The sequence below is a fragment of the Kitasatospora sp. NPDC093550 genome (genome assembly GCF_044764985.1).
Classification (GTDB): domain Bacteria; phylum Actinomycetota; class Actinomycetes; order Streptomycetales; family Streptomycetaceae; genus Kitasatospora.
In genome coordinates, this window is record NZ_JBIWJF010000008.1 from 248,533 (window position 1) to 270,164 (window position 21,632).

Here is a 21,632-nt window from a genome sequence, read left to right on the forward strand (position 1 = left end):
CTTACACGACTACTATCACGACTTCTATCGCGATTTTCGGGTGACTCAACGAGCCGCTACACTCGCGGCACGAGCAGTTTCCTAGGAGGGGAATATGGCTCGGCAACGCCCAGGATGGAATCCGACAATTCTCAAGCAGGTCAGGGAATCCCACAACCTGACTCTTGAGGAAGTCGGTGAGAAGCTTCGGGAAATCGGCGATCGGCACAAGTTCAACCTTGCCGCCAACTTTCAGACGGTCTGGGCACACGAGGCGGGTTCCGCGTACCCGCGCCCCGACTACCGCCGGGCTTACTGCCTTCTCTACCGCATGAACGAGGCGGAACTGGGCTTTCGCCGACCGCTCCCCGGAGAGGTCACCACGGTGCCCAACCAGCGTCCAGCAGCAGATAACGTCCCCAACCTGGACCAGGCGATCCGCGAGGCTCTCGGCAGCATCCGCGAGGGTGCGGGCAATGTCGACGCCGAAGCGTTCCGCAGTCGGGTCATTGACGAGTGGAAGCGTCGGAACGGCGGCGATAATTCCGGCCCTATGGTCCTCCTTGTCGGCGGATATGCCGGTTCCGGGAAAAGTGAGTTCGCAAAGTTCATCGGTCGCCTCACCGGGTGGCCGGTGCTCGACAAGGATTCCTTGACGCGCCCGTTGGTCGATCAGCTCTTGATGGCGCTCGGCGGAGAGGTGAATGACCGGAGTTCTGCGCTCTACCGGGAGAAGGTCCGGCCGCTCGAATACCGCTGCCTCATGGAGGCCGCGTGGGACAACGTCGACTGCGGCACGTCCGTGATCCTCGATGCGCCGTTCCTGGCGGAGTTCTCGCAGGCCGACTGGATGCAGCGCTTCTATAACCGCTGCAAGGCGAAGCGAGCCACCGTGGCCGCCATCTGGGTCGAGTGCGACCCTGACTCGATGAGGGAGTACATCGAGTTCCGAGGCGCGGCCCGGGACATCTGGAAGATGGAGTCGTGGGAGGAGTACCTGGCCACGATTGACCTCAAGCTCCGGCCCGAGGGCCCGCACTTCGTGGTGGACAACCGCCTCGGTGCGGCGATCGCCGCTGCCGACCAGGCCCGCGACGTACTGAGCGGAGGCGGGCTGTGACGGCGCACGGCCTCGTCCTGTACGGGCCGCCGGCCGCTGGCAAGGACACCGTCACCCGAGCCCTCCAGGCCATCAATCCGGACTACCGGCTCTTCTCCCGACTCAAGGTCGGCTCCGGGAAGTCCGCTGGCTACCGGATGGGCACGGCTGAGCAACTGGCCGACCTGGAGGCCGCCGGGGATGTCATCTACCTGAACCGCCGGTACGGCAACACGTACGTGATCGACCGTCCGGGGATGGACGAGGCGTTCATGACCGGCCTCCCGGTTGTGCACCTGGGCCAGGTCGAGGGCATCAACGCGCTCATCAAGGGCTACCGGGCTGACTGGGCCGTCGTGTTGCTCTGGTGCTCGCGTGAGGCGACGGCGTCCCGGTCAGCCGGACGTGGCGACGCCGACACCGCGGATCGGCTCTCAGCATGGGACGCCACGCAGGCCGATGTCGACGCCCACCCTGGGCAGGCGTGGGACCTCACGGTGGACACGGGCAACGTCGAACCTGCCGAGGCGGCGCGGCTGATCAACGACCTCCTGTCGAGCGACCGTGCCGGTGGAAGCTGGTAGCGGCCGGCGCTCACTGCGGCCGGGACAGACGGTCAAGGGCCTCGTCGGGCGTCAGCTCGGCGAGGTCTTTGCTGTTCTCCCACCGAGCGAGGGTTTGCGAAACGGCCCGCAGCACCTCGTCGGGCAATCCGAGGGCGGACAGCATGTCTGCGGCCTCGTCCATCTCGGGGGCCCATCGCCACGCTCGCGCGGCAGTCTTAGCGATGTACCCGGTCTCTACCAGGTAGCTGCCCTGCCGCTTGCCGGCGACGTCGAGCAGCGCATCGTCCACGCCGTGCGCGCGCGCCGCGCCGAAGGCAACCGCCGCGAGGACGCGAGAGGCCTTCTGATACGAGCTGTACGCCAGCTTCAGAGCCGATGCCTGGCCAATCGCTTCCCCCAGTACGGGGGTTGCCACCATGCTGCCCGCGAACAGCCTCTCCACCAGCGAGACGGCCTCGAGTGAACCGGAAAGGTACAGCCGGGTCCTCTTCCCGTTGATCGGCGGAGATCCGATGACCGCGCCGTCGACCACGTGACGGGCGGACCTGCCCAGCACCCCGGCGATGCGAGTCATCCGGTCCGGATTGATGGCGTTGGCCTCCACGTAAACCCCGGCGAACCTGCGCTCGGCGACCGTGTGGGCCAGTTCCTCGGCCGCCGCCGGCGGACAGAGGCTGATGATGACGTGAGCCTGCTCCACCAGAGCGTCCAGGCTGCCTACGGACTCCAGACCAGCCTGCTCTGCCCGAGCCGCGGTGGCCGCACTTCGGCCCGCTGGGCACCAGAGGACCCTGGCTGCGTTTGGGCGGGCGCATGCTGCGACCGCCGCGCCCATGCTGCCGGGGTGGAGGATGCCGATGATCGGCTTGATGGTCATTGCGTGCTCTCCGGTCGTCCGAGCAGGAAGTCCACCGCTTCCACGATGGTGGACGAGATGTGATCAGGGACGAGTCCGGGTGTGGCCCAGGTGCTGCCTGCCGAGACCCAGACCGTTCGCAGGCCGGTGGCGCTGGCCCCGGCGATGTCCGTCATCGGGTTGTCCCCGACCATCCAGGCATCGGCTGGAAGCGCGAACCCACAGCGTGCGGCGGCCGTTCGAAAGACCTCAGGCTCCGGCTTGCGGGCCCCGGCCTCCTCGGAGATGCACACCGCGTCCACGTGGTCGAGGATCCCCGCAGCGGTGAGCTTGGCCCGTTGGATGTCCGCCGCACCGTTCGTCAGCACGCCCACCGACCACCCGGCGGCTCGGAGTAGGTCGAGGCGGGTCAGAGTCTCTGAGTCGCACGTGACCTTCGCGGCCAGCCCGACCAGGTAGGCCTCCCACAGCTCTGCTGCGGACTCGGCCAGGCCGAGCGTTGCTCGCAGAGTTTCGAAGATCTCCGGCTGAGCGCGCTCCCTAACCGCATCGACCACTGTTCGCGCGTCTTCTGCGGACAGGCGCCGATCGGTGCTGAAGTCCTCGGCCCACGCGGTCACCGCTTCGCGTCGGCTGATCAGCGTGTCATCGAGGTCCATGAGAACGAGCCTGCCCATGGCGGCGACCCTACCGAGACGAGACGCGACGCACTACGTCGGCGGCGCTCCGCGTGGGGGATGCAGCGACGTGGGTAGTACATGGATCAGCAATCACGGAAGCGCACCATTCTCATCGAACAGGGGCTTAAGTGACCGTGCTTGAGAACGGGGAGTCGCCCTCTACCGTCGAGGTTTGGGTCTGGCTCGGCCGCTACGAGATCTTGCATGCAGGTTGGGACAAGCGAGCTGGAGCAACTCTCCTGAACGTCCCACTGCCGCGCGATGCCAAGTGGCTACGCCAGATATACGGGCACGTCACGGGGATGACCGTTGCATCCAAGGAGGCAAAGAAACCGATCTACGTGAACCGCCCGTGCGTCGTGGTGAGGGTCTGGCTCGACGAGCTGGGCAACCCTCAGGCCACCTTCGCTAAGCGCAAGGACTCACGCACCATCTCACTTGCTCTACCAGCAGAGTTGGAAGACCTCATCCGCTGGCACACCCTGTTGCGGGCCGCGATGTTGTCCTGGGGGGTCCCAATGGAGCCGCTGCCGCGGCGGACCCGTACGCGGTACGTACCACCAGTCGTAGTCGGCGAGCGGTACAGCGAGTCAACAGCGGACTCGCGCTATCGCGAGGTTTCGGCAGGGCTCCCCACGCTGGGGAGGAAGCGCTGAGTGCTGCGGAGCATGCAGAAAAGCCTGGGCCCGACAGCGCTCGCTGTCGGGCCCAGGCCAGATGGGCAGCGTTCCACTGGGGCCACCATGCTGGTAGTGACACCGCCCTCCGACATCAACACGTCTGGACAGCGGCGTACCGGCGCGACCCTGCAAGCACCTCGATTTTGCTTACGCAGGTCAACGGCCCGCCACACAAATAGGCCCCGGACCGATGGTGGTCCGGGGCGACCGCTCCCTGTGTCGATCAGCTGCCCATCGAATCCAGCTCCTTCCACATCCGGATGATCGGCATGAACGTGTTGGGCATGTCGCACTCCACATCGGAGGGCTCCGAGCAAACGGTCCGGCCATCGGCTTCGCGAGTGACGATGCAAGCTTGGCTCGCAACGCGACCGTCGCGAGTCACGGCCTGCACCACGAGTGACTCTCTGCGGTCCAGTCGGTCCCTCGCAGGGAAGAAGAACGTGCCTAGATCTTTCTCACGCTTTGTGGGCACCGCGAACCATGCCTCCGAAACCACCAGCACTCCGTCCGCGTCCCGTGCTTTCGCTTGACTGGCCAGCTTCTCAAAGGCGAGCATCTTCGCGCTCTGGCTGTCGAAGACGAGATGGGTCAGGCCAACTCTCAGCGCCCCACGGAACAGGAAGGCGAACGTGCCGTGGTCACCGTCGCTCTCCATCAGCGTTCGCGCAACGTTCAGGTACCCCGGCACCGATTCGATCGCGTCGCCGAGCGGCAGCTGTAGCTGGCCGCCGTATCGCTCGGCCGACTCCGCCGCCAACTCATCGTCACGCTCGAAGACGGAGGAGAGCTGTTCGATCTCGGCACCACTGACCAGGTCGAAGTGGGCCTCCAAGTCATCCTTGGCGGTGAACATGCAAAGCGCCCTGGCGCCCGAGCGCGACAGGGATGCCGTCACACATTCCTGAATGTGCGACTCAAGATCGCACAGGGTGACGCCGGCCGCCGAGTGCCCCTCGGCCAGCAGCGCTTCGAGGCGGGAGTACACCGCACCCGTCGCATCGAGGAGTTCCCAATCCGGGAGCTCCTTGTCGACCCAACGCCGCTGCACCGTCATCGTGCCGAAGGGCGGGCGGTACCGCCGCATGATGTCGGTAACTACCTCGCGAATTGACAACCGCGGCGGGTACTCGGACGACGTACCGATGACGCGCTGAAGCCAGTCCTGGTGCCACACAATCCGCATGTGACTGAGGAGCTCCAGGTCGGCCTCCTTGGTGATGCGGTTGCGCGATCGCACGGACCACCGCATGAGGGGGTCCTTGCCCGCGCTGTCGGTGAAGCGCGGGTACCAATCGTCGAAGCCGGGGAGCTCGGACTTCTGCTTCTGTATCAGCCAGGTCACGTTCCGCAGGTTCTGCAACAGCGCGTTGAGGTTGAGGCGGAACCCGTGCGGGTCGAAGTACGCCTCGTGGAGCAGGTGCCACTGCGCGTGGCATTCCATCAGCCGCCTATGGGCACTGGGCATCGGGCACGGTTTTGGTGCGTCGTCTGCGGTCATGCACAGATGTTAGGGACATCCTCGCTGTCGCACTCACAATTACGGATACACGTGTACAGCTGCCAGCTTTCGGACCTTATGTGCCTCGACCAGCTCGCGTACCACCGGCCGCGATGTGGGCACGCTACTGGCGGCATGGCTTCGACAACGCAACCGAACCCAGGGCAACCCGCTTTGCGAGCCCAGCAGGCTGCCACGTCCTTCCGTGCCGGCTGGCCCCTCGTCGTCGGGCCGAAGACACCCAGGCCGGGCCGCGGGCACGAATGGCGCAGTGGACGGGCTGGCCGCCTTGCGGGCGTCGGCGCGGCGACAGCCAGGAGCCCAGCCCTTTCAGCGAATGGGCCGATCATCCGGACTTACGGGTGGAACCCCTCTTGGGGGTTCCACCCGCGCCCTTGAGCTCACGCAGGGTAGCGTCAAGAAGACGCTCCAGCAGAGAAACCCGAACGGTTAAGACGCTTATGCGATTCGCGCCACTGAGTGAACCTCCGCACCCTTGGGTCCGCTCCCGATCTCGAATAGCTGCAATTACGTCCGCCAAGTCAGCTTGAGTCCTCAGGTATCGGGCCGACACGCCGGCAGCGCGGGCGACGGCAGAAAAGCTCATAGGTTCTCCCGCCGAAACCACTTTCGCCAGTCCGCACTCCGCAGCAATTCGCGCGTCATGCGACTTTCTTCTAGCGGCATCCCGAAGGGCAGCCAATCGCCTCTCCTTAGAGGAATCGAGCAAAACCCCTCCCGCATTAGCCATTGCACCACATGTCTGAAGGTAGAAGGCTACGCCCGTCGACGAAACTCGAAGACATTATTCACAGGCTCGGACCGTAGCGAGCGCCTTACTTCGGGCCTAACAGGAGCAGAACGCTGACCATCGATAATTTCCTGCATTAGATCCGCAGGCCAATGGCCACTGATCGATGAAAACAGATGCGCTGACGGCAAGGTATCTAGGCCTCGCTCTGTCATGACTGCCAGCAGGCGTGGGCGCTCAGGCTCCTGATCGTCCCACCCGGGTTCCTGAACCCGCCATGTAACTTGGCTCACCGGGTCTCTCCTGGCCGAGAGTTGCTTAAATAGACCAGATGCCCGGTCAGGGTCAATTAGATCGTTCTGCCTGCCATGCATGATCAAAGATGAAAGCGACATCTGCCATCGCCTTTTCAATGGCATCAGCGTATTCAATGTCGCCACAGACGGCCATTCATTATGCAACGCCGACGATGGGAAGAGAAATTCATTGGCGAACCGGTTGGCCTCTTCCTCTGCCTCGTCAGGCGCTACTCCATGATGCAGAACCAAATGGCCCAACTCGTGAGCAATAGACCAACGCGTGCGCTCCCAAGAATTCACTGGGCGGGCCACAATTAGCGGCTCATCATGAAAATCGCCAACCCAGACAGAGAACGCATCGTGCCTAGCATCCGGCATTCCCACATTGGCAACAATGACGGGCACTCCCGCTCTTTCTACCGCGTGAATCACATGAGGAATCGGCTCATCATCGTCGAGATCGAAGGCACGCCGCGCGATCGCGGCAGCATCCTCAGGGGTCACCCCCTTAGCTAGATTCGCGGGAATCCGAAGCGGCGGATGAGTGGCGTGCAAGGTGAGTTCTTGCCACAGTTCTTGGATCATTTCCGAAAAGGTTGACAGCGCTTCAATCTCGGAAACTTTGATGCTCTTCTTTGCCCTCAAAAGCAAAGACCCGCGATGCACGGGGAGACCGGATGGGGGCGTTGAGAAGAATTCGGAAGGGAAGCGCAATCTCATCGCAAGGGTTTTCATCCGAGAAACCGTCATTACGGTGCTCGGCGAACGTTCTAGCGCGGTCCAGGCCGATGGAGTCATGTCCAGCATGGCTGCCAAAGGCTTGATCGGACTGCTGCGGATCGTCCTAGCTTGACGAACCCGGTGTCCGTAGATCGGTACCGTGTCGGCCACAGCAGTCCCACCTCGACCTTCTGGCCCGAAGCCTTACGCCTCGATGCCCTTGTCCCCTGTTCCCTCCGCCGGCATCTTCTTGCCCACGAAGTCCTCGAAGTCGTCGCTGACCCGAGTATCGGCCTTCAGCTCCTCCTCATCCGCAGCCCGGACGGCAGGAGCGATCGGAACCATCGCGTACGCCTTCGCGCGCTCCAGTTCCTTCACGTCATCCACCATCATCACGGTGAACTCGGCCAGGACGTCATCGGCACCAATGGACCACAGGATGACAGGGCTGAGCTCGTCCAGCGACGGCCAGATGGGCGGCATATCGAACAATAGTTCCTGCGGATCGGCCCCGTGAAGCACCGCAGCGGACTCGAAGCCGCGGGCCATGCGAGGTAGCTCGGGCACCTTTCGCAGTGAGACCTCGACGTTGGCCGCATCCACCACGCGGAGCCCTCGGCCGCGCACCTGGCGGACACGCAGTGAAGACTGCTCGATCAGCTTGTCTCTGGAGGCGGCAAGGAAGAGCTTGTCGCGCACGCCGATGCTCACGACATCGCCAGCAACCTTCCCCGGCTTAGGACGGTCCAGGCGAGCTGCCACCATCGCATCAGCCAGAGCATCCTCGGCGAGCGCCCGCAGGCGGGAGAGGCCCGCGGCGTTGCGCTGGACATAGGCGTCCAGCTGATCCTGTGGATTCATGGCGAAAATTTCTCGCATAGACCCACACCACGTCAAGTCAAGTAGCCGTTCGAATAGGCGACTTGGGAGCGTTGGTGCTATGGAACCAGCGTGTCTACCAGGCACGATGAACATCAAAGATAGTTGCGATCCGGCGCTCCGTCAGGCCCCCAGAAGAAGACCTCTCAGCCGCAGCTCCCCCTCTAGCGCCCCGTCCTGGGCGTGCTGTCCCAAGGCTGTGCCCCCGACCCGGCGAAGCCCGCCAGCCCGCCACGGCCGACGAAGCGCCTTTCATCTTGGAGTGGAGCACAGTCGGACCGAGTTGCGCCGACGAGTGGGCCTACACCTCGATCGGCAAGCCCGGTGCCTGCTCGCACCATGGGGGTGTGGTCACGGTGCCGAGCAACACACATGGGGGGTCACTGTGCGGTGTCGGACCGATTCGACGACATCAACTAGCTGCTAGCCCAGCCCGAGATCTCAAGAGGGCGGGAGAGCCGGGCCCTTCTCTACCCCGCCTCTGGGAGAAACCTGGGAGAAGAACTTGAGGCCAGAGCCGTTCGAAGCTGGGTGGAACCAACCCATCCCGAAGCTCTGACCTGCATCTTCATGCGTGCGCAGGTCGCCTCCCGCCCCGGACCTCATTCGGGACGAAGGTGTCGTGGCTTCAAATCCGTCCTGGTGGCTGATGGTGTGAGAACCGCCGCGGGCCCTGTCCTAATCGAAACGGTCGGGACGGGACCCGCGAGTCCGCGGCGGTGTCAGTCGGTGTCGTGAACCTCAGCGGCCTTGCGGCGCTTGCGCTCGCGCTCGTAGCGGTTTACGGCCTTAGGGGCGCCCTCTGCGGGCCAAGGCTTCCAGGAGAGCAGTTCGTAGCTGACGGCCGTGACGCCATCCTTCTTGACGCGGCGGGCAGTGATCTCCCAACCGAGGACAAACCGCAGCTCGCGGAGCCGTTTGGTGGGGTCTCCCTTGTTGGTGTCACGGGCAGCGAGCTCGATGAGTTTGACTGGTACCGCTTCCCCCTTCTCGTGGAACGCCTTGAGGAGTTCGCCGATTCGCTCCCAGGGGTTGCCTAGAGGCAGCGCCCGTGCGAGGGCCTCGCTGTAGGTGTTCATCGAGGCGAAGAGCGCTTGCTTGCCGCGGTTGTGGTCCTCGCAGAGCGGTTCGAGGTTCTCGATGACGGTCTTGCCGCCCCAGGCGGCCGGCACCTTGTGGTCGATCTGCAGCTTCACTTGCGGTGGGGTCGCGCCGCACATGTGGCAGTAGCGGCCCATGCGCTCGAAGACCTCTGCCTGGAGCTTGGAGTCGATCTTTCCTCCGGCGGGCTCCGTCCTCCAGCCCTCAAGGCGATAGACCGGCGCTCGGCCGCCGGGCGGGCGACTGGAGCTGACGACGAACTGGTCGCGGACTTCGCGTAGGCGCCGCTGGCTGTGGACGTTGGACTTCCCGAACATCTGCTCCGCGTGATCCAGCCACTCCGCCATCGTGGGCGGGTCCTCCCGGCGGGATAGCAGGAAGGCGCAGGCGGCTGCGGTCTCCTTGCTGCTGAACAACGTATGGATGACTGGATCGTCCGGCGCGGGCAGCGGTCGGGTGGTGTCTAGTTCTGCAGGCATGCGAGGTCCCCTCCCTCTGAGTCGACTTGTGCGTTCGGCTGACGCGGGCTCAACCGTAGGGGGCGGCTCCCCGTCCATGCAATCCGATATTCGTAGCCGCCGATCTGCAAGACCCCATCAGATCCGCTCTGCCGGAGCGGAAGTGAAGATGTGTTGCCGCCAACATTAGGTGTGTTTGCCATCGGCATCCGGCGGCGGGCAGCTCTGCTGCCGGAGCGGGCCGAAGGGCGTGGCCGACGACCTGTGAAAGGTAGCTCTCCGGCATGGCTTGGCCTGCGTTGACTGACTCGCGCATCGCGAAGACGGTCGGGGGCGCCCACCCTGACCGCGGCGGTCTGCAAGCGAGGTTTGACGCTGTACTGCACCAGCATCCTTAGACCACCCCCGGCGCGTAGATCTCGGCTGCCTGCACGCTCCTGATTGAAAACGAGGGGTGTCGAACAGGTAGGTCTAGGCGCCCACGGTGACGGCACATCCTGACGGCAACACTGACGGACATGAAACGGCAACGAAGGCTGTCAGCGCCCGGCTGCCGGGAGGGGCGTGCGGCGTTGCCGAGCCAGCTCGAGTGGTCGAACGAGCTTACAAAGCAGATGTCGGCGGTTCGAAACCGTCCGCGCCCACAGCGGAGATGTGGGTCAGAGGGCCGTGGTGCCAGCTCGGAGGAGCCGGTGCCGCGGCCTGACTCATAGGTGGAACGCATCGTGTCGCGGTGGGGCGGCGGCAGCGGCCTCCGTGGCACATTTCGGCGGCGGTTCGGCCGCCTTCGAGGGGCGGGGCCACCGGCCACGCCGGCGGCATGGGTGTCCGAGGGGTACGGGTGTATCCCGAGGATGGGAGTGCGTCACCGGGCAGTGCTGCCGCGGGGGTCGCCGATGGCGGCCGGTCGTCCCGGTGGGTCTGTCGGTGCCTGGGGTCTGAGCTGGGGCCAGCGGTAACCGTCACCGACAACCGCGTCCACCCGGCCCGCCATGGACATGGCGATGCATGCGCGCGCCGGTCCGGCCACCGTCGACCGGGTCGACACCGGGTGGACGTCCTGCCGGACCCTGCCGACCGCTGTGGGGATTCGACCAGCGGCCGTACCTGGCACGGGGTCGATGCCGAGCACGGCCTGACCGAGGGCGGCCCCGCGGTGGGGGAGCGGCGCGGTGCCTGACCGTGGGCACCGCCGTGCGGTCGTCGTCCTCCGCGAGGTCGCCGAACAGCGGAGCGTCGGGACGGGCGGCCGCAGCCCTGGTCCGCCGGCTCGGGTGGACGGCCCGGGCGCGGCCGTCGGTCGGGCTTCGTCAAGGGGGAGGGCGAGCCCCGTCGGCGGCGGCCGCACTCCGGGTTGCGGAGGTGCCGGGCTGGCGGGGCCGTGGGGGGTGGGTGAGGATCGGGGGGATCCCGTGGGTGTGGACGCCGGAGAGCGGTGGACGGATGGCTGAGCAGGTCGGGGAGTCGCGGGCGGAGTTGTCGGCGCGGCTGAACTGGTTGCGGGCGGCGGTGCTGGGGGCCAACGACGGGGTGGTGTCGACGGCGGGCATCGTGACCGGGGTGGCGGGTGCGAGCGGTTCGCGGACGGCGTTGCTGGCGGCGGGGGTGGCCGGGCTGCTGGCCGGGGCCATGTCGATGGCGGCGGGGGAGTACGTGTCGGTCAGCACCCAACGGGACACCGAGCGGGCCGCGTTGGCGAAGGAGCGGCGGGAGCTCGCGGAGGACCCGGAGGGCGAGCTCGACGAACTCACCGACTACTACCGGGGCAGCGGGCTGGCGGACGACCTGGCTCGGGACGTGGCGGTGGCGCTGACCGAGCGGGACGCGCTCGGGGCCCACGCGCAGACCGAACTCGGCATCGACCCGGAGGCGTTGACGAATCCCTGGGAGGCGGCGCTGGCCAGTGCGGCCGCGTTCACGCTGGGCGCGCTGGTGCCGCTGCTGGCGGTGCTGCTGCCGCCGGAGTCGTGGCGGCTGGCGGTGACGGTGGGGTCGGTGGTGGCCGCGCTCACCCTGTCGGGCTGGGCGAGTGCCCGCTTGGGCGGGGCGGGGCCGGCGCGAGCGGTGGGGCGCAACGTCACGGGTGGGCTGCTGGCGATGGCGGTGACCTACAGCGGTGGTGTGCTGCTGGACCGGTTCACGGGTTGACCGGTCCGCCGGTGGAAACCGGCAGGGCTCGACAGGCGGGGTGGTGCGGCCTGTGTTTGTGTGGCTGCAAACCGCTTGGGAGAGGTGAACCGCCGTGACCATGCCCCCGTTCGGATCGAGCGATCCGTTCTCCGATCTGCTCAGCCGGTTCTTCGGGATGAGCCCGATGGCCTCTCCGCCCGCCGTTCAGCGGGTGCCGATCGGGCGGCTGCTCAGTGAGTCCTCGCAGGAGCTGCTCGCGCTGGCGGCGCGGCGCGCGTCCGAGGACGGCTCCAGCGACCTGGACACCGCCCACCTGGCCTGGGCGGCCACCCGGGTGGAGCCCTCGCGGCGGATGCTGGAGCGGGCGGGCATCGACCCGGACCGGCTGTCCGGCGATCTGGAGCAGGTCCTGCCGTCCGGTGACCCCGACGCGGTGGACGGGCAGCCGGCGCTGACCCCCTCGGCCAAGCGCGCCCTGCTCGCCGCGCACGCCCGCTCGCAGGAGGCCGGCGCCTCGTACATCGGCCCGGAGCACCTCCTCGGCGCGCTGCTGGACCAGGAGCGTTCGGGCGGGGCGGTGGCGCTGCGCAACGCGGCGCCCTCGCAGGAGGCGCTGAAGTCGGTGCTGGAGGGGCGCGGCACCGGCGGCGAGCGCGGCAGTACGGGCGCGCACCCGAGCGAGACGCCGACCTTGGACGAGTACGGGCGCGACCTCACCGAGGAGGCGCGTTCGGGGCGGCTGGACCCGGTGGTCGGGCGGGCCGAGGAGATCGAGCAGACCGTCGAGATCCTCTCCCGGCGGACCAAGAACAACCCGGTGCTGATCGGCGAGCCGGGCGTCGGCAAGACCGCGATCGTCGAGGGCCTGGCGCAGCGGATCGTCTCCGGGGACGTGCCGCAGAGCCTCAAGGACAAGCGGGTGGTCGCCCTCGACCTGACCGCACTGGTGGCCGGCTCCAAGTACCGGGGCGAGTTCGAGGAGCGGCTGAAGAGCGTGATCGACGAGGTCACGGCGGCCGAGAAGAGCGTGATCCTGTTCCTGGACGAGCTGCACACCGTGGTCGGCGCGGGCGGCGGCGGCGAGGGCTCGATGGACGCCGGCAACATCCTCAAACCGGCGCTCGCGCGCGGGGAGTTGAGCGTGGTGGGCGCGACGACGCTGGACGAGTACCGCCGGCACGTGGAGAAGGACGCCGCGCTGGAGCGCCGCTTCCAGCCGGTGCTGGTGCCCGAGCCGAGCGTCGCGGAGACCGTCGAGATCCTGCAGGGGCTGCGGGACGCCTACGAGGCGCACCACCAGGTGCGGTTCACCGACGAGGCGTTGGACGCGGCGGCGGCGCTCTCCGACCGCTACGTCAGCGACCGCTTCCTGCCGGACAAGGCGATCGACCTGCTGGACCAGGCGGGTGCGCGGGTGCGGCTGCGCAGCCTGAGCGGCTCCACCGAGGCGACCGGGGTGCAGGACCGGATCACCAAGCTGAAGCGGGAGCTGGAGGAGGCCGTCGCGGACGAGGAGTTCGTCCGGGCCGCGAACCTGAAGACCGAGCTGCGGCGGACCGAGGACGAGCTGGCGGCGATCGCCGAGTCCCGCGAGGAGGTCGTCGAGGTGACCGCCGACGACATCGCGCAGGTGCTGTCCTCCCGGACCGGGATCCCGGTCGCGGAACTGAACGCGACCGAGAAGGAACGGCTGCTCAAGCTGGAGGACCACCTGCACGAGAAGGTGATCGGCCAGGACGAGGCGGTCACCGCCGTGGCCCAGGCGGTGCGCCGCGGCCGGGCCGGGATGGGCGATCCGGAGCGCCCGACCGGCTCCTTCCTCTTCCTCGGGCCGACCGGCGTCGGCAAGACCGAGCTGGCGAAGGCTCTGGCGGCGCTGCTGTTCGGCGACCCGGACCGGATGATCCGCTTCGACATGAGCGAGTTCCAGGAGAAGCACACCGTCTCCCGGCTGGTCGGCTCCCCGCCCGGGTACGTCGGCTACGACGAGGCCGGGCAGCTGACCGAGGCGGTGCGCCGCAAGCCGTACAGCGTGCTGCTCTTCGACGAGGTGGAGAAGGCGCACCCGGACGTCTTCAACCTGCTGCTCCAGGTGCTGGACGACGGGCGGCTCACCGACTCCCAGGGGCGTACGGTCGACTTCCGCAACACCGTGGTGATCATGACCAGCAACATCGGCTCGCAGCGGATCCTGGACCGCGCGGGGAGCATGGACGCCCGGAGCGGAGTTCCCGACCAGGCCCTGCGGGACGAGTTGATGCGCGACCTGCGGCAGCAGTTCCGGCCGGAGTTCCTCAACCGGATCGACGAGGTGATCGTCTTCCACGGGCTCACCCGGAAGGACCTGCTGTCGGTGGTGGACCTGCTGCTGGAGCGCAGCCGGCGTCGGCTGCGGGCACAGGACGTCCGGCTGGAGGTCACCGAGGCGGCCAAGGAGTACCTGGTCAACCGCGGCTACCAGCCGGAGTTCGGGGCCCGGCCGCTGCGCCGGACGATCCAGTCCGAGCTGGACAACCGGATCTCCAACCTGTTGCTGGACGGGTCCGTGCGGGAGGGGGACACGCTGATCGCGGACGTCAGCGACGGCGAGCTGGTGGTGACGCTGGCGCGGCCGGAGGCCTCGGCGACCTTCGAGGAGGCGGAGGAGAAGGCGCGGGCCGCCGCTGCGGCGAGCTGACGGGAGGGCCGGAGTCGGGCGTACTCCAGTGGGAGTACGCCCGAACGCCACTGGTGGAGGACGCGCCGGGGCGGAACGCGGGTCTAGCGTTTCGGGCATGATGCCGCCCATGTCCCCGTCACCGGAGCCGTCGGAGCCGTCGGAACCCTCGGCGCGCCCCGAGCCGTCGGGGCGGCGCGAACCGCCCGAACCGCCCGAGCCGCCCGAGCCGTGGCGCCCGCCGTGGGTGGGGGCCGGCTTGCCGGTGGGGCTGGCGGCGGCCGTCGCGGTCGTCCAGGTGGTCGGCTCGACCTTCGCCGCGCACAACCAGCCGGGGCGGGCCCCGCTGGACGCCTTCGGCTACGTGCTGCTGCTGCTCGGGCCGGCCCTGCTGGTGCTGCGCAGGCGCCGGCCGATCGCGGTGGTGGCCGGCACCTCGCTGGCCACCGCGGCCTACCTGGCCGCCGGGTACCCGTACGGGCCGGTCTTCCTGAGCTGGCTGATCGCCTGCAGCGTGGCGATCGGCGCCGGGCACCGGCGGGCGGCCTGGGCGGGCCTGGCCGGGGTGTACCTGGTGCACGTGCTGGTGACCTTCGCGCTGCCGGAGAGCTGGCAGCGGGCGCCCTCGAGCGGCGTCGCCTGGCAGGAGGAACTCGGGCTGCTGGCCTGGCTGGCGCTGGTGATGGCGGGTGCCGAGATCGTCCGCTTCCGGCGCGAGCGGATGGCCGCCCACCGGGCCTACCGGCAGCAGCTGGAGGAGCGCCGGGCCAACGAGGAACGGCTCAAGATGGCCCGGGAGTTGCACGACATCCTGGCGCACAGCCTGTCGCTGATCAACATCCAGGCGGGGGTCGCGCTGGCGCTGCTCGACCGGCGGCCGGAGGAGGCCCGCACCGCGCTGGTCACCATCAAGTCGACCAGCAAGGAGGCGCTCGGCGAGGTCCGGCAGGTGCTGGCGACGCTGCGCGGGCCCGGGGCGGCGCCGCGCGGGCCGGCCCCGGGGCTGGACCGCCTGGACGAACTCACCGCGCAGGCCGACCGGGTGGGGCTGGAGGCCGAGGTGCAGGAGCGCGGCGAGCGGCGCGCGCTGCCCGCCACCGTCGACCTCACCGCCTTCCGGATCGTCCAGGAGGCGCTCACCAACGTGGTCCGGCACTCGGCGGCCCGGCAGGCGGTCGTGGTGCTGGACTGGACGGACCCGGCCCTGCTGGTGGTCCGGGTCGAGGACCCGGGGCCGGCCGTGCTCGCGGACGCGGGCGGTTCGGGCAGCGGGCTGGTCGGGATGCGGGAACGGGCGGCCGCGTTCGGTGGGACCATCACGGCGGGGCCGGTGCCCGGCGGCGGCTTCCGGGTCCGGGCGGAGCTGCCGACGGCGAAGGCGGGGAGCGAGTGATCCGGGTACTGCTGGCGGATGACCAGTTGCTGGTCAGGGCGGGCTTCCGGGCCCTGTTGGACCTGCAGGACGACCTCACGGTGGTCGGCGAGGCGGACGACGGGGAGGCGGCGCTGCAGCTCGCCCGCGAACTCGTGCCGGACGTCGTGCTGATGGACATCCGGATGCCGCGGATGGACGGCCTGGAGGCGACCAGGAGGATCGCCGAGGACCCCGCGCTGTCCTCCGTACGGGTGGTCGTGCTGACCACCTTCGAGCTGGACGAGTACGTCTTCGAGGCGCTGCGCTCGGGGGCGGCGGGCTTCCTGGTCAAGGACACCGAACCGGCCGACCTGCTGCGGGCGATCCGGGTCGCCGTCGCCGGGGACGCACTGCTCTCGCCGGGGGTGACCAGACGGCTGATCGGCGAGTTCGCCGCCCGCTCCAAGGCGCCCGAGGCGGCGCCGGCGGGGCTCCCGGACATCTCGATGCTGACCGAGCGGGAGCGCGAGGTGCTGGCGCTGGTCGGGATGGGGCTGACCAACGAGGAGATCGCCCGCCGGCTGGTGGTCAGCCCGCTGACGGCGAAGACGCACGTCAGCCGGGCGATGCTGAAGCTCGGCGCGCGGGACCGGGCGCAACTGGTGGTGCTGGCCTACGAGTCGGGGCTGGTGCGGCCGGGCTGGCTGGGCTGAGGGGCGGGTCCGGGCCGTGCCGCCCGGTTCGCGTTGCCCGGTTCATGGTGTCGCGTTCGCGTTGTCCGGCTCGTGCCGCCCGGTTCATGGTGTCCGGTTCGCGTCGTCCGGCCCGGGCCTGCCCGCTTCGTGCGGCCGGGCCCGGGTGCGGCTGCTTCCGGCCGTGGTGCGTCCGTGTCCGGTCCGGAGGCGGGCGCCTACTTCCGGCCCGGCGTGTCCCGGGCCGCCCGTACTCTCGCAGGAGTACCCCAACTGCCGCTGCTGGTAGGACGCGTGATGAGACCCCTCGGCGGGACGCTCTGGTCACCTCGGGAACCACCCGGGGTCTGGAGGCCCACCGCCGAGGAGATGACCCACCATGTACACGCAGCTGGCCGACTGGCACGGCCCCGGGCCGTGGATCCTGCTGGTCCCCCTGGTCTGGATCGCCGTGGTGTTCCTGGTGATCCTGGCCCTGCGCCGAACGGTCTGGCGCCGCCGCGGCTGCGGCTTCGGGTACGGCCACGGGGCCGGATCGGCCGCGGAGCACCCGCTGGCCGTCCTGGGCCGCCGCTACGCGGAGGGCGACATCGACGCCGAGGAGTACCGCGCCAAGCGGGCCGTGCTCAGCGAGCCGCACCGGGACGACGCCCGGGGAGGTGGCGCCAAGTGACCACCCTCGACGTCGTGCGCGGCACCGCCGCGCGGGTCGCCGACGCCGTGAAGGTCCACGGCGTCGGCGGCACCGAGGTCCGGGCGCTGGACCACGTCACGGTGGAGTTCCCGGCCGGGCGGTTCACCGCGATCATGGGGCCCTCCGGCTCGGGCAAGTCCACCCTGATGCACTGCGCGGCGGGGCTGGACACGCTCACCGCCGGCCGTGCCTGGATCGGCGACACCGAGCTCGGTTCGCTGAGCGACCGGCGGCTCACCCTGCTGCGCCGCGAGCGGGTCGGCTTCGTGTTCCAGGCGTTCAACCTGGTGCCCACGCTCACCGTCCGGGAGAACATCACCCTTCCGCTCGACCTGGCCGGGGCCGCCCCCGACCGGGCCTGGCTGGAGGCGCTGATCGACGTCGTCGGCCTCGGCGACCGGCTGGGGCACCGCCCGAGCGAGCTCTCCGGCGGCCAGCAGCAGCGGGTCGCGGTGGCCAGGGCGCTGGCCGGGCGGCCACAGGTGGTCTTCGCCGACGAGCCCACCGGCAACCTCGACTCCCGCAGCGGTGGCGAGGTGCTGGGCCTGCTGCGCCGGTCGGTGGACGAGATGGGGCAGGCGGTGGTCATGGTCACCCACGACCCGACGGCCGCCGGCTGGGCCGACGAGGCGCTGTTCCTCGCCGACGGCCGGCTGGTCGACCGGATGGACCGGCCCAGCGCCGGGCTGGTGCTGGACCGGATGAAGGCCTTCGAACGGGGGCGGTCATGACGTCCGCCACCCTCCGGCTCAGCCTGCGCTCGCTGCGCGCCCACAAGCGCCGGCTGGCCGGGACCTTGCTGTCCATCCTGCTCGGGGTGAGCTTCCTGACCGGCACGATGGTGCTCGGCGACACCCTGCGGGCCAACTTCGACACCCTGTTCGCCGACGCCAACGCGGGCACCGACGTGGTGGTCCGCAGCGCCGACGTGCTGGACTCCCCGGGAACCGCCGGCGGGGTGCGGGCGCCGGTGGAGGCGGCGCTCGCCGACCGCTTGCGCGCGATCCCCGGCGTGGCGGCCGCGGAACCGTCCGTCCAGGGCGCGGGCCAACTCATCGGCGGCGACGGCAAACCGATCGGCGGTCAGGGGCCGCCCACCCTGGCGGGCAACTGGCTCGCCGACGGCCGGCTCAACCCGTACCGGCTGGCCGAGGGCCGGGCGCCGGCCGCCCCGGGCGAGGTGGTGGTGAACCGGGGCGCGGCGAAGGCGGGCGGGCTGCACCTCGGCTCGGCCACCGTGCTGCGCACCCCCGATCCGGTGCCGGTCACCGTCGTCGGCATCGCCACCTTCGGGGCGAGCGCGGACGGCATGGGGCCGAGCACCTTCACCGCGATGACCTTCGCGGAGGCCGAACGCCACCTCACGCCCAAGGGCGAGGGGCAGGCCAGTTCGATCCAGGTCCGGGCGACGGCCGGGGTCTCCCAGCGGGAGCTGGTCGACCGGATCGCCCCGCAGCTGCCCGGCGGCGTCCAGGCGATCACCGGCACGGCGGCCACCCAGGAGTCCACCCAGCTGCTGTCCGGGCGGTTCCTCACCATGTTCACCACGCTGCTGCTGGTCTTCGCCGGGATCGCGCTGCTGGTGGCGACGTTCACCATCCACAACACCTTCGCCATCGTGGTCGCCCAGCGCAGCCGGGAGAACGCGCTGCTGCGGGCGCTGGGCGCGGTGCGCGGCCAGGTGCTCGGGGCGACGCTGGCCGAGGCGCTCGCGGTGGGCCTGATCGCCTCACTCGGCGGGCTGCTCGGCGGGATCGGGGTGGCCGCCGGGCTCAAGGCGCTGTTCTCGGCGCTCGGCTTCGCCCTGCCCACCGGCGGCATGGTGATCAGCGCTGCCGCCGTCCTGCTGCCGCTGCTGGTCGGGACGCTGGTCGCGGTGGGCTCGGCGCTGCAGCCGGCCGTCCGCGCCGGGCGGACGGCGCCGCTGGCGGCCCTGCGGGAGACCGGCGTCGACCGGGCCGCGCAGGGACGCGCGGGCGCCGTCCGGGTGGCGCTCGGCGGACTGCTGCTGGCCGGGGGTGTCCCGGTGGCCGTCCTCGGCGCGACCGACGGCCCGTCCGTCCTGCTGACGGCGGTCGGGGCGCTGGCGGTGCTCGCCGGCACCGTGGTGCTCGGGCCGGTCGCCGCCGCCTTCGCGGTGCGGACGCTGGGTGCGCCGCTGCCCAGGCTGCGCGGGGTCTCCGGGGTGCTGGCCCGGCGCAACGCGGCCCGCAACCCGCGCCGGACGGCGGCCACGGCGAGCGCGCTGATGATCGGGGTCGCGGTGGTCACCCTGTTCACCGTCTTCGGCGCGTCGATCAAGGCCACCCTGGACGACACCGTGAGCAAATCCTTCGCGGGCGATCTCGCCGTCACCACCGCCTCGTTCGGGGCCGGTGGCAGCGGGATCAGCCCCAAGGTGGCGGACGCCCTGGCCGGGCTCCCCGAGGTGCGGCAGACCGTCGGGCTCGGCCGGGGCGTCGCCCGGGTCGACGGACACGGGCGGACGCTGGACGTCACCGACCCGGCCCGGCTGCCCGGGATCGTCGACCTCGGCCGGGTCGACGGGAGGCTGGACGCGCTCGGCACGGACGGGCTGGCGGTCTCCCGCAGCGAGGCACAGCAGCACGGCTGGCAGATCGGACAGACCGTCACCGTGGGCTTCACCGACGGTGCGAGCGGTCCGTTCACCATCCGCGCGCTCTACGAGGGCGGCGGGCTGGCCGGGGACTACCTGATGACCAGGCAGGCCTGGGCCCCGCACCGGGGGCAGGACGCCGACACCATGGTCGCGGTCGGGCTGCGCGACGGCGTCTCACCGGGCGCCGGCAAGGCGGCGGTGGAGAAGGCGCTGGTCCCGTTCGGGAGCCCGCAGGTCCAGGACCGGGCCGAGTACGCGAAGAGCGCGGCCTCCGGCGTCGACATGATGCTCTCGGTAGTCTACGCGCTGCTGGCACTGGCGGTGCTGATCGCACTGCTGGGCATCGCCAATACGCTCACACTGGCCGTCCACGAGCGGACCAGGGAGCTGGGGCTGCTCCGGGCGGTCGGCCAGACCAGGGCTCAGCTGCGCGGCATGGTCCGCTGGGAGTCGGTGCTGGTGGCGGCGTTCGGGACGGTCGGCGGGCTGGGGCTCGGGGCCTTTCTCGGCTGGGCCCTGGTACGGGCCTCGGACAGCGCCGGGACGGGATCGTTCGCGATACCGCCCGTGCAGCTGGCCGTGGTCCTGGCGGCCGGACTGCTGGCGGGCGCGGTGGCCGGCCTCCGCCCGGCGGGACGGGCGGCGCGGCTGGACGTGCTGCGGGCGATCGCGGCGGAGTAGCGGTCAGGCCGGGTCAGGGCGGGTCAGGGCGGGTCCAGGTCGGGTCCAGGTCGGGCCAGGCCGGGTCAGGGCGGGTCCAGGTCGGGTCCAGGTCGGGTCCAGGTCGGGTCCAGGTCGGGCCAGGCCGGGTCAGGGCGGGTCCAAGTCAGGCCAGGCCAGGTCAGGTCAGCGCGGAAGGAGGGAGGACGAGCAGGCGGGGAAGGAGGGAGTCAGTCCGCGGCCTGCGGGAACACCTCGCGCAGCAGTGGGTCCGGCAGGCCGCGCTTGCGCCACTCGCGCGGGTAGCCCAGCGAGACCTCCTCGAAGGGCACGCCGTCGTAGCTGGTGCGGCGCGGGATGTGCAGGTGACCGTAGATCATCGCCGCGGTGTTGTAGCGGCGGTGCCAGTCGGCGGTCAGCTCGGTGCCGCACCACTGGGCGAACTCGGGGTACCAGAGGATCTCGGTGGGGTGGCGGACCAGCGGGTAGTGGTTGACGAAGACCAGCGGGACGTCCGGGTCGCAGGCCGCCAGCCGCTCCTCGGTCAGCCGGACGCGCTCGCGGCACCAGGAGTCGCGGGACGGGAACGGGTCGGGGTGGAGCATCCGCTCGTCCGCGCAGACGATGCCGCTCTCGTAGGCGGCCGCCAGGGACTCCTCCTTGGTGGTCGTGCCGGGCGCACGGAAGGAGTAGTCGTAGAGGAGGAAGAGCGGGACGATGCGGACCGGGCCGTCCGGGCCCTCCCAGACCGGGTAGGGGTCCTCGGGCGTCAGGACTCCGAGCTCGCGGCAGCGTTCGACCAGGTGCTCGTAGCGGGCCACGCCGCGCAGCTGGACCGGGTCCTCGGGGTGGGTCCAGAGCTCGTGGTTGCCGGGTACCCACACCACGCGGGCGAAGCGCTCGGCGAGCAGGCCGAGGGCCCACTCGATGCTGGTGGTGCGCTCGGCGACGTCACCGGCGACGAGCAGCCAGTCGTCGGGGTGGGTGGGCTGGATCTTCTCCACCAGGTCGCGGTTCTCCTGGTAGGAGATGTGCAGATCGCTCACGGCGAGCAGCCGTCCGCCGGACGGGGCGGGCCGCGCCGGCCGTGCGTCGCTGCGGTTCTCCGTAGTCACTCCTGCCCCCTGAGGTCGCCCGGCCGATGTGGCCACCCTACGTGGCGGGCCGGGGGAGCGGGGCGGGTTGACGGGATCAGGCGTTCGACGTTCGAGGGGCCGGAGCCGCTCGAAGGCGGTCGAGGGCGGACCCCGTATGTCC

General features: G+C 69.6%; 17 protein-coding genes. 10 read left to right on the top strand and 7 right to left on the bottom strand.

The genetic code is table 11. The annotated features are described in order from the left end of the window. The first annotated feature begins 94 nt into the window (after nt 1-94). Both ACIRD3_RS15640 and ACIRD3_RS15645 read left to right on the top strand, forming a co-directional pair. A complete protein-coding gene (locus ACIRD3_RS15640) occupies nt 95-1,099 on the top strand; it encodes an AAA family ATPase (protein ID WP_402216073.1) in 1,005 nt (334 codons plus the stop codon). Continuing rightward, entirely contained in the window at nt 1,096-1,662 is a 567-nt protein-coding gene (locus tag ACIRD3_RS15645; RefSeq protein WP_402216076.1) for a guanylate kinase, read from the top strand. The genes ACIRD3_RS15640 and ACIRD3_RS15645 overlap by 4 nt, the downstream gene beginning before the upstream one ends. A gap of 10 nt (nt 1,663-1,672) precedes the next feature. Here ACIRD3_RS15645 and ACIRD3_RS15650 read toward each other — a convergent pair whose 3' ends face one another. Together ACIRD3_RS15650 and ACIRD3_RS15655 are read right to left on the bottom strand one after the other, a co-directional pair. Next, the gene (locus ACIRD3_RS15650; RefSeq protein WP_402216078.1) at nt 1,673-2,521 is read right to left on the bottom strand and encodes a DUF1932 domain-containing protein; all 849 of its coding nucleotides are present in this window, start codon (nt 2,519-2,521) and stop codon (nt 1,673-1,675) included. Further along, entirely contained in the window at nt 2,518-3,159 is a 642-nt protein-coding gene (locus tag ACIRD3_RS15655; protein WP_402216080.1) for an HAD family hydrolase, read from the bottom strand. The genes ACIRD3_RS15650 and ACIRD3_RS15655 overlap by 4 nt, the downstream gene beginning before the upstream one ends. Nucleotides 3,160-3,308: 149 nt before the next feature. On the opposite strand from ACIRD3_RS15655, the gene ACIRD3_RS15660 reads away from it, so the two are divergent. Next, nucleotides 3,309-3,836: a hypothetical protein gene (locus tag ACIRD3_RS15660; RefSeq protein WP_402216082.1), complete on the top strand. Its 528-nt coding sequence runs from the start codon at nt 3,309-3,311 to the stop codon at nt 3,834-3,836. A gap of 247 nt (nt 3,837-4,083) precedes the next feature. On the opposite strand, the gene ACIRD3_RS15665 is transcribed toward ACIRD3_RS15660, so the two are convergent. The 4 genes from ACIRD3_RS15665 to ACIRD3_RS15680 form a co-directional block, all read right to left on the bottom strand. Next, complete coding sequence (locus tag ACIRD3_RS15665; RefSeq protein WP_402216085.1) at nt 4,084-5,361, bottom strand: hypothetical protein; 1,278 nt, start codon at nt 5,359-5,361, stop codon at nt 4,084-4,086. Between the two features lie 777 nt (nt 5,362-6,138). After that, a complete protein-coding gene (locus tag ACIRD3_RS15670; protein ID WP_402216087.1) occupies nt 6,139-7,302 on the bottom strand; it encodes an ImmA/IrrE family metallo-endopeptidase in 1,164 nt (387 codons plus the stop codon). Between the two features lie 33 nt (nt 7,303-7,335). Further along, a complete protein-coding gene (locus ACIRD3_RS15675; RefSeq protein ID WP_402216090.1) occupies nt 7,336-7,992 on the bottom strand; it encodes a hypothetical protein in 657 nt (218 codons plus the stop codon). A gap of 740 nt (nt 7,993-8,732) precedes the next feature. Next, nucleotides 8,733-9,590: an HNH endonuclease gene (locus ACIRD3_RS15680; protein ID WP_402216092.1), complete on the bottom strand. Its 858-nt coding sequence runs from the start codon at nt 9,588-9,590 to the stop codon at nt 8,733-8,735. A gap of 1,422 nt (nt 9,591-11,012) precedes the next feature. Here ACIRD3_RS15680 and ACIRD3_RS15685 point away from each other — a divergent pair. The 7 genes from ACIRD3_RS15685 (at nt 11,013) to ACIRD3_RS15715 (ending at nt 20,396) form a co-directional block, all read left to right on the top strand. Further along, nucleotides 11,013-11,717, top strand: coding sequence for a VIT family protein (locus tag ACIRD3_RS15685; RefSeq protein ID WP_402216094.1), 705 nt, complete (start codon nt 11,013-11,015; stop codon nt 11,715-11,717). Between the two features lie 100 nt (nt 11,718-11,817). Then, nucleotides 11,818-14,376 (top strand): ATP-dependent Clp protease ATP-binding subunit, encoded by a 2,559-nt coding sequence (locus ACIRD3_RS15690; protein ID WP_402216362.1) that lies wholly within the window; start codon nt 11,818-11,820, stop codon nt 14,374-14,376. 109 nt (nt 14,377-14,485) lie between these two features. After that, nucleotides 14,486-15,748 carry a sensor histidine kinase gene (locus ACIRD3_RS15695; protein ID WP_402216096.1) on the top strand — a complete coding sequence of 421 codons (1,263 nt, stop codon included), beginning with the start codon at nt 14,486-14,488 and terminating at the stop codon, nt 15,746-15,748. After that, the gene (locus ACIRD3_RS15700; RefSeq protein ID WP_402216099.1) at nt 15,745-16,422 is read left to right on the top strand and encodes a response regulator; all 678 of its coding nucleotides are present in this window, start codon (nt 15,745-15,747) and stop codon (nt 16,420-16,422) included. Before ACIRD3_RS15695 ends, ACIRD3_RS15700 begins: the two co-directional genes overlap by 4 nt. A gap of 358 nt (nt 16,423-16,780) precedes the next feature. Then, nucleotides 16,781-17,074, top strand: coding sequence for an SHOCT domain-containing protein (locus ACIRD3_RS15705; RefSeq protein WP_402216102.1), 294 nt, complete (start codon nt 16,781-16,783; stop codon nt 17,072-17,074). Next, nucleotides 17,071-17,826, top strand: coding sequence for an ABC transporter ATP-binding protein (locus ACIRD3_RS15710; protein WP_402216104.1), 756 nt, complete (start codon nt 17,071-17,073; stop codon nt 17,824-17,826). Before ACIRD3_RS15705 ends, ACIRD3_RS15710 begins: the two co-directional genes overlap by 4 nt. Beyond that, the gene (locus tag ACIRD3_RS15715) at nt 17,823-20,396 is read left to right on the top strand and encodes an ABC transporter permease (RefSeq protein WP_402216107.1); all 2,574 of its coding nucleotides are present in this window, start codon (nt 17,823-17,825) and stop codon (nt 20,394-20,396) included. The genes ACIRD3_RS15710 and ACIRD3_RS15715 overlap by 4 nt, the downstream gene beginning before the upstream one ends. A 209-nt stretch (nt 20,397-20,605) precedes the next feature. Here ACIRD3_RS15715 and ACIRD3_RS15720 read toward each other — a convergent pair whose 3' ends face one another. After that, nucleotides 20,606-21,490, bottom strand: a complete 885-nt coding sequence (locus tag ACIRD3_RS15720; RefSeq protein WP_402216110.1) for a metallophosphoesterase family protein — start codon at nt 21,488-21,490, stop codon at nt 20,606-20,608. Nucleotides 21,491-21,632: the final 142 nt, after the last annotated feature.

Coding starts and splice junctions, on each gene's coding strand:
- ACIRD3_RS15640 (WP_402216073.1), top strand. CDS start 95: ATGGCTCGGCAACGCCCAGGATGGAATCCGACAATTCTCAAGCAGGTC.
- ACIRD3_RS15650 (WP_402216078.1), bottom strand. CDS start 2,521: ATGACCATCAAGCCGATCATCGGCATCCTCCACCCCGGCAGCATGGGC.
- ACIRD3_RS15655 (WP_402216080.1), bottom strand. CDS start 3,159: ATGGACCTCGATGACACGCTGATCAGCCGACGCGAAGCGGTGACCGCG.
- ACIRD3_RS15665 (WP_402216085.1), bottom strand. CDS start 5,361: ATGACCGCAGACGACGCACCAAAACCGTGCCCGATGCCCAGTGCCCAT.
- ACIRD3_RS15675 (WP_402216090.1), bottom strand. CDS start 7,992: ATGAATCCACAGGATCAGCTGGACGCCTATGTCCAGCGCAACGCCGCG.
- ACIRD3_RS15680 (WP_402216092.1), bottom strand. CDS start 9,590: ATGCCTGCAGAACTAGACACCACCCGACCGCTGCCCGCGCCGGACGAT.
- ACIRD3_RS15685 (WP_402216094.1), top strand. CDS start 11,013: ATGGCTGAGCAGGTCGGGGAGTCGCGGGCGGAGTTGTCGGCGCGGCTG.
- ACIRD3_RS15690 (WP_402216362.1), top strand. CDS start 11,818: ATGCCCCCGTTCGGATCGAGCGATCCGTTCTCCGATCTGCTCAGCCGG.
- ACIRD3_RS15695 (WP_402216096.1), top strand. CDS start 14,486: ATGTCCCCGTCACCGGAGCCGTCGGAGCCGTCGGAACCCTCGGCGCGC.
- ACIRD3_RS15705 (WP_402216102.1), top strand. CDS start 16,781: ATGTACACGCAGCTGGCCGACTGGCACGGCCCCGGGCCGTGGATCCTG.
- ACIRD3_RS15715 (WP_402216107.1), top strand. CDS start 17,823: ATGACGTCCGCCACCCTCCGGCTCAGCCTGCGCTCGCTGCGCGCCCAC.